The following is an 11,886-nucleotide window of genomic DNA, read 5'->3' on the forward strand; positions in this document are numbered from 1 at the left end:
AACCCGGGAAGGTAAATGTCCGTCTGGCGGTACTCGCCGCCCCGTCGGGTATTCCGCAAGCGTGGCGCTGCGCCGCCCGGGGCTTTCTGCGGCGTACCCGCGCTGGCTGAGACCATTTTCTCCTGCGGGCGTATTGCTGCCCGTGAGGCGGATCGGGCAGCGTGCCGCATCCGCGGCGGGCCTGACTGCCCGGGGCGCCAGTGATCTGGTGAGTGCGGTAACGGCAGGTTTCATCACGCGCTTTCCTGTAGCCAGTTATCCAGCAGCCAGACGCCTTTGCCGTCGAGCACGCTCAACAACCGGTGGCCGGGCCGGGCGGCGGATCGCAACTGGTGCTGCCAGGCCAGCGCCGGATTCATGCAGCCGCTGTCGCCATAAATGTCAGCCAGCGCCACGCCGCCGACCCCGCCAGGCAGCGCGGCCAGCGCCCGGCGCTGTATCTCATGCATCGTCAGAGCGGGCGGCGCGACGCTGAGCACTTCGCGGCTGTCAGCGTCCAGATGGCTGCGCCACAGCGCGGCGAGCTGCGCCGCCGCGGGGCGCGGCGCCGACGGCAGCGTCTGGTAGCGGCTGAGGCGCAGCGTAATTCCCGGGCCGGGGGTTTTTCGCAGGATCAGGCAGCCGGTGCGTTCGACGCTGACCTGGCAGTCGGCCAGGGCGCGGCGGGGGTAGCCCGGGGCGGGATAGCGCTGCATCTCGGAGAAGGTCAGGGCCGGGAAGCTGCGGAATATCCCGCAGATAATCACGTTGTCGGCCATGTCGCTGTTCAGGCAGTCCTGGGCGACGCGCAGGGCCGCCAGCAGGCCGTTGCGTTCGCCGCGCAGCTTGCAGGTGAAATGGCGGATAGCGTAATCACGGACAATGTTTTTCGGCAGAATGTCGACGCTCAGGGCGTCGCGCCAGCTGTTGACCCCTTCAAAGGTGGAGCTTTCACCCCACGAGTCGGCGTAAATCAGCGCATTGCGTTCGTGACGCAGACGGAAGTCGCCGCGTGATCCGCAGTGCGACACCGCCCGGGCGCAGGTTTCGCTCATGCTGTTCAGCCAGGCGCGGTAGCTGGCTTTGCGCAGCGCTTCGCCCGCCAGCACATCGCTTTCGGTACCGAAACGGCGGAACAGCCAGTGGCGGCCGCCGCTGCGGGCCAGCGCTTTGTTATACAGCGCCGCTTCCCAGACGTTGAACCAGCCCGGGGTGAAGCGCAGCAGCGGGGAATTCGCCTCCGACAGGGCAAAGCCGGCCAGCCAGATGGCATCTTCCGGCAGCGGCGGGCGCGCGTTAGTCATCATCCACCTCCCGGCAGGCGGAGATCGCCAGCGCAATCACCGAACCATCCAGCCCGGCGCCGTATTTCAGCAGATGCGGCCGGTCCAGCGGCAACGGCGCGGCGTCGGCGTGCAGGCGGATATCAAGGCTGGCGTCCGGCTGGCTGCGGCTGGTGAGCGCCAGCAGACGCCGCTGCAATAGCGCGTCGGCGGCGATCATCAAGTCCTGTACTCCGCTGCAGGTCGAGATATAGCCGATCTGCCCTTTGTAACTGACCACCGGAATCCCCTGGCGGCCCCAGATTTTTTTGATAGCCATCGCCTCCGCTTTGTCGCTGGCGATGATGCCGTTGCCGTGGGGCAGAACGGCGCTGATATCGTCAGGCGCCAGACTGGCGGCCCGCAGCGCCTGTTCGAGGGTCTGGGCGATGGAGCGGAAATCGGCGGTAAAAGCGCTGCCGCCGCCGCTCTGGCAGCAGACCGACGGGTGCAGTACCAGGCGTGGCGTCAGTCCGCGCTGGCGGGCGTGCCGCGCGCTTTCCAGCACCAGCGCGACGGCGCCGCTGGCGGGCAGAACGCTGCTGTCCGCGGCGCTGAACGGCTGCGACTGACCATCCCCCAGCATGTCCTGACCGCCGAGGAACAGAATGTCCTGGAGCAACATTTCATTCCAGCCGAGCACCAGCGCCAGATCGGCCTGGCCGGCGGCGAGGGTGGTACGCGCCAGATGCAGCGCCGACAGCGACGAGTTACTGGCGCTGTACAGCGCTACCGGGGGCCAGCTCAGACGATAGCGCCTGAGCAGCGCATCAGCCAGCAGATCCTGGCCGTAGCTGTCGGCATGCAGCCGTTTGATCTGCGGGAAAAACAGTAAATCTTCGCTGTCGTTGCGATCCTGATAACCGAGAAAATCGCCGATATCGGGGCGTACGCCGCTGCCGGTGACATAGACCCGTACCCGCTGGCCGGCCAGAGCGGTTGCCGGCAGCGACGCCATGGCCAGCGCCCGATCGATAACCTTGCGCAGGCGATCGAAAGGCGCCGGGCGCGGCCGGGCATCGGCGACCACGTGAGGGTTGACCTTCAGACGCATGGTCTGCCAGGCGTCGTCGCTGAACCACGGGGAACCGCAGGCCAGTTTCCCGCTCTCCAGACCGGCGATCAGCGCCGGGAAATCCGGCGCATAACCGCTGGCCACCGCCCAGCCGCTGGCGGTAACGGTGTGGTTCACGCGGCATTCCTCAGCAGTATGCTGTAGTAGTTGCCGCCCTCGGTGGCGCCAAGTACCAGCGCGGTGCGCACGGTTTTCTTCAGCGGCGCGGTCACGAAAGCGATATCGTCGGCGCTGAAATGGTGGGTCCACGGGATCGGCAGAATTTCTCCGCGTTTCATGGTTTCCACCACGACCGCGATATTGAGAATGCCGATACAGGACTCCACCAGGCCGAACCAGGCGTTGTAGTTCACGAATGGCACGCTGCGCGCCGTCTCTCCGAAGACATCGCGTATCGCGGCGATTTCCGCGCCGTTGCCGATGGCTGAACCATCGCTGGTGCCGCAGATCAGATCCACTTCGTGCGGCGCGAGCCGGGCCTCCTGCAGGGCCTGGCGGATAGCGGTCGCCTGGGCGGCGGCGCGGCCGGTGATATCGTGCTGCTGGAAGAAACAGCCATCGTTGGCTTTGCCGTAGCCGATGATTTCCGCGTGAACAGCGGCGCCTCTGGCCTGAGCGTGGCTGAGGTCTTCGAGCATCAGCATTCCGGCGCCTTCGCCGGGGATATAGCCCTGCGGCTGGGCGCTGTACACCTGGAAGGCGCTGGCGTCGTGCGTCAGTTGCAGCGGGCTGCTGAGGGCCTGCATATACAGAGTAAACGGCCCCATGTTTTCATCGGCGCCGCCGACAATCACCTGCGGCTGCAATGCCTGGCGCACCAGTTCATAGCCATACGTTAAGGCGCCGAGGCCGGCGTTGATCCCGGTGGCCAGCGAGGTGTTATAGCCTTTAATGCTTTCGGAGATCGAACAGAAGGTGGCTATCACGTTCATCAGTGAACCGGGAAACTCCGAGGTGCGCACTTTGGTGGGATCGGGAAACAGGCTTTTCAGGTAGCGATCGACCGTGGACTGCGGCCCTTTGGCCATCCCAAAAATCATGCCCAGCGTCTGGCCGTCGCGCTTAATTTTACGTCCCGCGTCGGCCATCGCCTGGGTCAGGGCCAGCAGGGCGAAGGTGCTGATCAGATCGGCTTTGCGCGGATCGAAACGGCGCAAAACCTTGCGCGGATCGAGACCGCTAATCTGGTGGTTACCGCCGGTTTTCTCCAGTTCAGCGTCAATATCCATGCCGCCGAAACGGCGATGCAGATATTCCCGGGTGTCCCGGTTATGGTTGATGCGTTCGAGAATTTCCCGTAGATCGCGGCGCATCTCTTCATCCAGCGGCAGGGTGTGCAGCGCGGTATTTTGCGGCACCTGCTGCGCCCACATGGTGTCCAGCATCTCTCGGAGGGTATGTCCGACGGCCGTCACCGCCCCCATGCCGGTGATCGCGACTCGCCTGGCCTGGTAGTGGCTGGGCGGGCTTTGCTGCGGTTTGATGCTGGCGATAATGCAGCAGTTGTTGCCGCCGAACGCATAGTTGTTCTTCATGAACAGCCTGACGTCCTTTTCGAGGAAGTCGTTGGGTACGTAGTTGAGATCGCAGTTGGGGCGCGGCGTGGTGAAATTGAGCGTGGGTAAAATTTTGCCTTCCGGCAGGGTCAGGAAGCAGGCGATCATCTCGATGATTCCCGCCGAACCGATATTGTGCCCGACATAAGCTTTGGTGGAGCTGACGGGAATATTCATGATGTCCGGAAACACCTTTTTCATCGCCAGGGTTTCGCAGCGATCGTTGGCTTCGGTACCGGTACCGTGGGCGTTGATGTAATCAATATCTTCGGGGCCGATGCCGGCGTTGCGCAGCGCGTGGCGCATGACCTGTACCGCCCCTTCGCCGCGCGGGTCCGGCGCGGTTTCGTGCCAGGCGTCGCCGGAGGTGGCATAGGAGACCATTTCGCCGTAAATCGTGGCGCCGCGCGCTACGGCGTGCTCATACTCTTCAAGCATCAGGGCGCCGGCGCCTTCGCCGATCGACATACCGGGCGTGCCGGAAAAGGGGCTGGTGGGGGTGCGCTTCATGGCGTGCAGGGCATAAAAACCGGCGAAGGTCGGCAGGTAGATAGGCTCGGTACCGACCACCAGCACGGTGGCGTTTTTGCCGTTCTGAATCAGGTCATAGCCGATCCCCATGGCGTTGGTGCTGGCGGTACAGGCGGTGGCTACCAGTTCGAAGCCCCCTTTCAGCCCTAGCAGCGATGAGACGATGGCGCTACAGGAGGCAAAACTGCCGGAGACGATGGCTTTCTCCAGCGAAAACTTTTCCATCTGGCGCTCGATCAGCGGCATAAAGGCTTCGGTGCCGGCGGAAGAGACGCCGATGATCAGCGCAGTGCCATCGCGCAGCGCGCCGCGCGGGATATCGGCCTGGGCGAGGGCCTCATGGCCCACCTTGTAGGCCCACAGGGCGGCGTTATCCAGCGAGGCGGCGGTTTCGTCACTCAGATCCGGCCAGCTCAGGGGCTGGAGTACCTCTGAGGCGTTGGCGTCTTCAAACCACTGCAAATATTTTTTGCTGGGTTTGATGCCGCAGGTTTTATTAAACAGCGCCTGCCTGAATTCAGGCACATTGCTGGCAATGGAAGAGAGGTGCCCCATCCCGGTGATCACCACGCGTTTGCGAGTAACAGTCATGAGTTTTTTCCGTGTCGGCCAACCAGAGGTCAAAGAAGGTGAAGACGGGTACGCCGCGGCGCACCCGGGGTGCAGCGACGGCGGTTATTCGCTCTCGCTACCGCTTTGCTGCGCCTTTTGTTGCTGCCATTCCATTTGCTGTAACAGATCCCGCGGCCGGGCGCTGTCGACATAGCTGTGCTCAGAGGGATTGATCAGGAAGCTGTAGTTACGCACGAAGGGCACCGCGCAGGTGTTAAAGGCGATAATCCCGTCGGCGGTCTGGATCTGGTAGGCGTCAATATCCGCCCAGGCCCAGGCGTCCTGCAACAGCACCCGGCCAATGCAGGCGTCGAGATCCGCCGAGTAGCCGCAGGTAATCACACTGCCGATCGGCTGACCGTCGAGGAGCACCTGGTCGCCGCGCTGCGGTAGGCTGGCGGCGGGCCTGCCCGGCAGGCTCATCCCCACCACCCGCGCGCCCGGACCCTGTTCCACCCGGCGGGCGACGGCATCTAGGCCGATAAAGGTTTCTTTGTCGTAGCGCAGCGCCCACTGCATCTGAAGTTCGATGGGGCAACGGGTGTAGTCGTTAAACATCCCGGGTTCCCAGCACGGGTTTTCCAGTCGCGCCTGGACCTGATAATCCAGCCCGCCGGGCTGTAGATCGTATTTGGCGCCGGCCTCCAGCATCTGTTCCCAGACCTCCGCCAGCTCGTCGCGCGGGCCAATGAGTTTGTAGGAGTATTCGCCGTGTTTGCCGCTGCGCAGCAGAATCAGGTCGTTATCGACGTGCATATGCTCCTGGAAGGGCAGGCCGATCACGTCCATACCGTAGACTTCCGCCAGCAACTCCCAGGCGTAGGGACCTTCGAAGTGGAGGATGCCCCACTGCGGGCTCAGCGATTCGATCGACTCAATGTCTTCGAAGGTCTCTTCGTTGCCGGCCAACTGATTGCGCAGTACCTCGCACAGCGCCTCGCCGGTCATCCATTCACTGATCAACAGAAAGCGTTCATCATCGCAGGCGATATACATATCGGCGCTAACCTGGCCGTCGTCGTCAAGCAGCAGGCTGTACATAGCCTGTTCGTCGCGGATGGAAGAGACATCGCCGGACACCACCTGGTTGAGCAATTCCCAGGCGCTTTCGCCGTTAATGGCGGCAATGCCAAAGTGCGAATAATCGGCCAGCAGGATGTGTTTACGCAGCGCGTTGTGTTCCGTTGCGGCATCTGAATAGCGTAACGGGATTGCGACACCGTTACGTTCACCGAGGGTGGCGCCGCGTTGTTGATGTAGTGTATTGAGTTTCATGCGTTTTCCATTCCTTCGCTGTGCTGGTCCAGTGCCATGGCTTGTTGTCTTTCAATGACAAATGATGTCAGCGTGTTGACGCTGCGCATCCAGGAAGGGTCATCGCCCTCTTTGACGCGAATACCAAAGGTTTCATCCAGCAGTACGATCACCTCGGTGGCGTCGACGGAGTCAAGCTTCAGTCCACTGCCAAATAGCGGTGTGTCGTCATCAATTTGTTGGCTGTTCTGGTAAAGATTGAGGCGTTCGATAAGCCCGGTTTTGATGCTTTCCAGTACCGCTTTGCGTTTATCGATTGCGCTAATAAGTCCATTGTTCATGGTGGCGTTCTCTTTGAATCAGTGAATGGGGGTAGGGGTGCCTTTGCTTTTCGCCAGTTCGCGATCGATACGGAAATTGACGATACGTCCGGAGCTGGCGACATGCCGACCGACGCGCGCTTCCACATCGTAATGGTGGAAGCCGTTGACATCGGCCATCACCAGCCGGCTGCAGACTTCGACGGTATCGCCCGGGGTGACGACATGGCGGAACTTCAGATCCTGCGATGCCAGGAAGCCGCCGACGCGCTCGCGCTCTTCGACTATCCGCTCCACACCTTCCGGCTGAACCAGCGAACGGGCGATATCGTCAAAGCGCTTCAGCGCCGTACCGGTGTCTTTTTCGTGGCGCTGGCAGTAGTCGCACAGTAGCGAGAAGTATTCGCTGGCCTGGCCGAAGATCTCGGCGATCATTACGCCAGGCATCACCGGGTTATCCGGGAAATGCCCGGGAATGTAGGGTTCATTGAAGGTGACGTGTTTGATCACCGTGATGGAACCGCGCTCTCCCGGCGTGAAATCGACGATACGATCGACCATAAAAATTGGCGCGCGCCAGGCGCCGATACGCAAAAGCAGCGACGGGGAAACCAGAGTTTTAGTGTAATTAGCCATTGAACATCCCTTATCAATCAACGCATTACCAGACCACCATCGGCGACCAGGGTCTGGCCGACGATGTAGCTGGAGGCGTCGGAACTTAAAAATGCCACCACGTTGGCAATCTCATCGGCCTGGCCGAGTCGCTTCAGCGGGATAGCGGATAACACGGTGCGTACCGTCTGGCGCGGGACCTTTTTGACCATCCGCGATTCGATCATCCCGGGCGCTACCGCGTTCACCCGAATTCCCTTACTGGCCATTTCATTGGCTAATGTGCGCGTAAAGCCGATAATTCCGGCCTTCGCGGCGCTGTAGTTGGTCTGCCCAAAACTGGAGGTCACGCCGGAGACGGAAGAGATATTGACCACGCTGGCGCCGCGCGCGTGGCGCAGCAGCGGCAGTAATTGCCGGGTGACATTAAATGTGCCGTAGAGATTTACCTGAATAACCCGGTCGAATTCCTCATAGCTCATCGCAGAGAAAATGTTGTCTTTATAGATACCGGCATTATTGATAAGAACGTGAATTGCGTGGGTATGCTGCTCTAATTTTCTGATCATCTCACCAACTGCATTATTATCGCTAATATCGCATGAGATGAGATGTAAAGCGTTACCTTCAGTATGGCTGGATTTTAAATTTTCCAGCCGGCTACTGTCGTGATGATAAATGGCATACACCTGCGCACCCTGATTGAGATAATTCTCACATATGGCTAAACCGATATCTCCGCTGGCGCCGGTAATTAGCACGTTTTTTCCGCTCAGTTCCGGGTATATATACCGCATAATACGCCTTTTCCTGGTGAGTTTAGTTGAATGCCGCCATGGCAATCGCGTGTGATTTACAATGGGAGATACTCAGGGACGCATGAGTTAAATGGCGCTCCAGCATGAGTCTGGCGAACTGGCTGGTAAACTGATAATACGGGCCGCCGAGTTCATCGTGGCGTATTTCAATATCATGAAAAGCGATGCCGAGACGAAATCCGGTGCCGAGGGCTTTGACGGCGGCCTCTTTGGCGGCCCAGAATCCGGCCAGTCGTTCGCAATTGGCGCTGAGATCGCCGATTTCCGTGCGCTCCCGTGGGGTCAACAGGCGTTCAATTAATGGGGTGCCGCTACGTTGCAATGCGCTGGCAACGCGATCGATTTCGATAATATCCACGCCAATATTCATTCGCACTTATCCCTGATTATGATATTTCTCAGATAATACGCATTCACGCCGTGAGATTTTATCTGGCACGTTATTTGAGAAGATGTAAATTAAATATATCAATATCGATAGCCGGATCTTCAAATAGTATTGCGCGTATAAAAAAACGGCGTCGATAGAGGATGAAAAACCAGATCAGGGTAGTCCGTGTTTAATTTTTCGACTGAAGATGTTCACTTTTTAAATCCTTTATTTATTAGTTCTTATGCTGTGTGTTCTTTTATTATTAGCATGATGAATGTGAATGGCAACCTGACAAATATTTAGAAACATCTGAAAAGCATTTATTGTGTATTGATTGATTTGTCATTTTTCAGTTCATTTTATCTGGTTTGATGAATATTCTTAAAAAAATTACGCAGTAATATCTCGCGAAAGAAACGGTATTTTTCGCTAATCTAAAGATTATATTTTTACCGGGGATGTATTTTCCTGATAGTGCTCTGTGAATATCCCGGTTCGCGAGTTATTTTAGTTTGCGTCATGGGATGGCCGGTGTCAGGAGCGGCGATCGCGGAATCGCGGGAATTTTCCCGGTGAGCCAGGCCTGCGCAGTGGCGGGGCCTGGCGGCCCAGGCTCCGGGGCACGTTGCGGACAAAATAAACCGTAGGGCAGGATGATTTCCGTGCTGGCGATCGCTTTTCATCGCGGGGTGACAGAGTCAGAATACCAGGAGCAGGGGAAAGGCGGGGGCAAGAAAACATGCAGCAGCTGATTGTGGAGCACTGGCGGGTGCACTACCGGGAAGCGGCCCGTGGCGTGGTGGTTCCGGACGGTTGTCGGGATATCATTTTTTTCCACCATGGCGAGTGGCGCCGGAAGTTAACGCTCACTGAGCTCGATAGCTGTGCTTATCGGGTAGAAGGCGCCGCCGGGGATCGTTATGAAGGGTTTCGCCTGCGGCCGGACTGTGTGATCGATGGCGGTCGATTGCGCCGTTATCTTGATGATCCGCGCCTGACGCCGGACCATCCGCGGCTGATGTCGATTATCCACGATACGGTCAGCGTCGACGGGCAACTTGCCGAGGCATTGCAGGCGCTACAGGAAATCGGCGATCTGTCCGGGGCAAGTCAACTGCTGGGGGTTAGCGGGCGCACCTTTGAGCGGCTGGTAAAAAGTAAAACCGGCAAGAGTCCGCTGTTCTGGCTGCGTTTGTTACGTATGAGGCGAACCGCGGCCATGCTGGCGGCTTCCGGGAGCGCGCTGTCAGAGGTGGCGCTGGATGGCGGCTATTGCGACCAGTCGCATATGAACCGCGAGTTCCGGCTGTGGCTGGGAATAACGCCCGCCGCTTTGCGTACTGATACGCGCTGGCAGCAGGCGTTTGTTAAAGGCTACGATTAATTCAGGGGGGTGCAAATCTCCACGAGGTTATGTTCCGGATCCGCGACGTAGCATAGCGTTTGTCCCCATGCCGCGGTCTCAATTCCGGAAACCGTGTGGGCTCCGGCCTCCAGGGCCTGGTTCAGGGCCGCCGCAACATCATCGGTGGTGAAGGCCAGTTCAAACGTCGGGTGGCGATAATCGCTGCGCCCCGCAGCGATCCCTGACTGCGCCAGGAGCTTTCTGGAGCAGAATGCCAGCCGCGTCGCGCCAGTGTCCAGCTCTCCCCAGTTTTTATCATCGTGTAAATAGCGGATCTCAAAACCAAACGCGCGGTGATAAAAATCCAGCATCTGTGGTACGTCATCGACATATAGAATGGTCCAGGCAAATTGCATATCAGTTACTCCCGTTGGCTCTGTGTCACGTTAGTTATAGCGCCGGGCGGGGTGCCGGTATTGGATAAAAACGACAGGGGAAAGAGATAGCGCGAGGCGCGCCTGAAGGGGATTGCCAGAGAGGGGATACAGAGCCATCCGGGGCGGGCGATGACTCTGTTTTGAAGCTGACGCAGGGTCAGGCAACGGCGAACGCCTGATGTTTGGCCAGATAGAAGGGCCGCAAATACGCCACGCTATTCGACAGCGGCAGTACGTCGTCGCTGAGCTGAATATTCAGGGTCTGCCGAAGATACTGGCGGCGGGCGGTGATGCGTTGCCACAACTGCGGATAGTGCTGGCTAATTTTCTGCCGCAGGGCGCCATCCGCCAGCGCCACGCACTCCTCCGCGCTGGCGCCGGTATAGCCAGCGACCGAAGGGATGATGTCAATCTGCAGAATCATGCCGCTTTTCAGCGTTTCCACAGAGCCGTTATAGACCGGCGAGGACATCCACTCCTCATCCGCTACCAGGTGGCCGGGGTTGAGGTGCCAGCCATAGCGCGCTTTCGGGAAGACCTGCTCGATAGTATCGTACAACTGGCCGCCGGGCATGCCGACATGAATATTTTCCAGCCAGGCCACTACGGCGCCGAAATAGGGACCGGCGATGCGCTCCAGATAGTCCTGCTGGCCCTGCGGCAGCTCGCTGCGATCGGCAATAACGAAACCGCAGCGGCTGGAAAGCCCACCCTTAAAGCCAACCGTCAGTGACAGCGGATCGCCGCGCTGAACTTTTTTTGTGGTCGGATAAAGGTTGGCCTTTTCAAAACGTTGCCCGGTAGCGGCGATGGTGACAACCGAGTGGTACTGGCCCTCTGCGGATAAACGGGCGCCTAACTGGCACTCCATGACCCCGGGTTCGACCGCGTCCATGGCGTCTAAAATACAGTTGGATGACAGATTCGCGCCGTACTCGTAGTGGGCAATCTCGTTTTCGTTGTTGGTGACCCGCGCGCCATCGGCGCCGCCGATGAACAGGTGCGCGGCATTTTCCAGCGTGGCGCCTGCCGTGGACTGTTGGATGGCGTCGACAATAAACCACGGTAAATCAAAATAGCGCTTACCCGACGATGCGGTTGGAGTAAACATCTTCCAGCCCACCAGACCGATTTTGTGTTTGCTGCCCAGACCGGCGGCGCTGAAAATGTCCGCCAGCGGTCTTTCATTATCCATCGGTTGATTGGGTAATGAGAAGAAAGGGCAGTGAGCGGCGGTCACCGGAATACGTGAAAAGTTGGCCATTTTCATGTTTTCGTTACCGAGGATAGCGGTGGCGGCGCCTGAATCCTCCAGCACCAGCACGGCCTCTTCAAACCGCGGGATAAACCCGGTCAAATACTCGAAGTTGCCGCCGTGCTCTTTATCGGCATAGATGACCAGCGCATCAAAACCTTCACGCTGCATCCCGGCCAGCACTTTGTTGAGGCGTTCGCGGATTGTTTCATCGCTTAACAACACTGGCGGGACGTTTAACTGTTTTTCCGGAGAATCAACCGTTTTCAGGGTAATCATTCGGGTGGTCATGCGGGGAGAATCTCCTTTTCACTGGGCGTTGCGATGAGCGCAACATTGATTTTCTGCAGCCTTTTATCCGGCAGCAGAGCAGTAACCAAAGCGGCCATGGCGC

General features: G+C 58.9%; 12 protein-coding genes. 2 read left to right on the forward strand and 10 right to left on the reverse strand.

Translation table 11 applies throughout. The features are described 5' to 3' along the window. Positions 1–15 precede the first annotated feature (15 nt). Positions 16–204: a hypothetical protein gene (locus AQ981_RS08920; RefSeq protein ID WP_058911403.1), complete on the forward strand. Its 189-nt coding sequence runs from the start codon at positions 16–18 to the stop codon at positions 202–204. Positions 205–233: 29 nt separating this feature from the next. Here AQ981_RS08920 and AQ981_RS08925 read toward each other — a convergent pair whose 3' ends face one another. The 8 genes from AQ981_RS08925 to acpS form a co-directional block, all read right to left on the reverse strand. Then, positions 234–1,286 carry a hypothetical protein gene (locus AQ981_RS08925; RefSeq protein WP_058911404.1) on the reverse strand — a complete coding sequence of 351 codons (1,053 nt, stop codon included), beginning with the start codon at positions 1,284–1,286 and terminating at the stop codon, positions 234–236. After that, the gene (locus AQ981_RS08930; RefSeq protein ID WP_058911405.1) at positions 1,276–2,493 is read right to left on the reverse strand and encodes a beta-ketoacyl synthase N-terminal-like domain-containing protein; all 1,218 of its coding nucleotides are present in this window, start codon (positions 2,491–2,493) and stop codon (positions 1,276–1,278) included. Before AQ981_RS08930 ends, AQ981_RS08925 begins: the two co-directional genes overlap by 11 nt. Further along, positions 2,490–5,054 (reverse strand): beta-ketoacyl-[acyl-carrier-protein] synthase family protein, encoded by a 2,565-nt coding sequence (locus AQ981_RS08935; RefSeq protein WP_058911406.1) that lies wholly within the window; start codon positions 5,052–5,054, stop codon positions 2,490–2,492. The genes AQ981_RS08930 and AQ981_RS08935 overlap by 4 nt, the downstream gene beginning before the upstream one ends. Before the next feature lie 84 nt (positions 5,055–5,138). Then, a complete protein-coding gene (locus AQ981_RS08940) occupies positions 5,139–6,350 on the reverse strand; it encodes an aminomethyl transferase family protein (RefSeq protein WP_058911407.1) in 1,212 nt (403 codons plus the stop codon). Next, on the reverse strand, positions 6,347–6,670 hold the full coding sequence (locus AQ981_RS08945; protein WP_058911408.1) for a phosphopantetheine-binding protein: 324 nt from the start codon (positions 6,668–6,670) through the stop codon (positions 6,347–6,349). The genes AQ981_RS08940 and AQ981_RS08945 overlap by 4 nt, the downstream gene beginning before the upstream one ends. A gap of 18 nt (positions 6,671–6,688) precedes the next feature. Further along, positions 6,689–7,285, reverse strand: coding sequence for a 3-hydroxyacyl-ACP dehydratase FabZ family protein (locus AQ981_RS08950; protein ID WP_071608848.1), 597 nt, complete (start codon positions 7,283–7,285; stop codon positions 6,689–6,691). 17 nt (positions 7,286–7,302) lie between these two features. Beyond that, complete coding sequence (locus AQ981_RS08955) at positions 7,303–8,061, reverse strand: SDR family oxidoreductase (RefSeq protein ID WP_058911409.1); 759 nt, start codon at positions 8,059–8,061, stop codon at positions 7,303–7,305. A 22-nt stretch (positions 8,062–8,083) separates the two neighbouring features. Beyond that, on the reverse strand, positions 8,084–8,452 hold the full coding sequence (gene acpS / locus AQ981_RS08960; protein WP_058911410.1) for a holo-ACP synthase: 369 nt from the start codon (positions 8,450–8,452) through the stop codon (positions 8,084–8,086). 742 nt (positions 8,453–9,194) lie between these two features. Here acpS and AQ981_RS08965 point away from each other — a divergent pair. Further along, a complete protein-coding gene (locus AQ981_RS08965; protein ID WP_058911411.1) occupies positions 9,195–9,839 on the forward strand; it encodes a helix-turn-helix domain-containing protein in 645 nt (214 codons plus the stop codon). On the opposite strand, the gene AQ981_RS08970 is transcribed toward AQ981_RS08965, so the two are convergent. Beyond that, positions 9,836–10,216 (reverse strand): VOC family protein, encoded by a 381-nt coding sequence (locus AQ981_RS08970; protein WP_058911412.1) that lies wholly within the window; start codon positions 10,214–10,216, stop codon positions 9,836–9,838. The two genes, AQ981_RS08965 and AQ981_RS08970, sit on opposite strands and share 4 nt — an antisense overlap. A 178-nt stretch (positions 10,217–10,394) precedes the next feature. Continuing rightward, positions 10,395–11,783 (reverse strand): M24 family metallopeptidase, encoded by a 1,389-nt coding sequence (locus AQ981_RS08975; RefSeq protein WP_058911413.1) that lies wholly within the window; start codon positions 11,781–11,783, stop codon positions 10,395–10,397. Positions 11,784–11,886: the final 103 nt, after the last annotated feature.

Source organism: Entomohabitans teleogrylli (genome assembly GCF_001484765.1).
Classification (GTDB): Bacteria; Pseudomonadota; Gammaproteobacteria; order Enterobacterales; family Enterobacteriaceae; genus Entomohabitans; species Entomohabitans teleogrylli.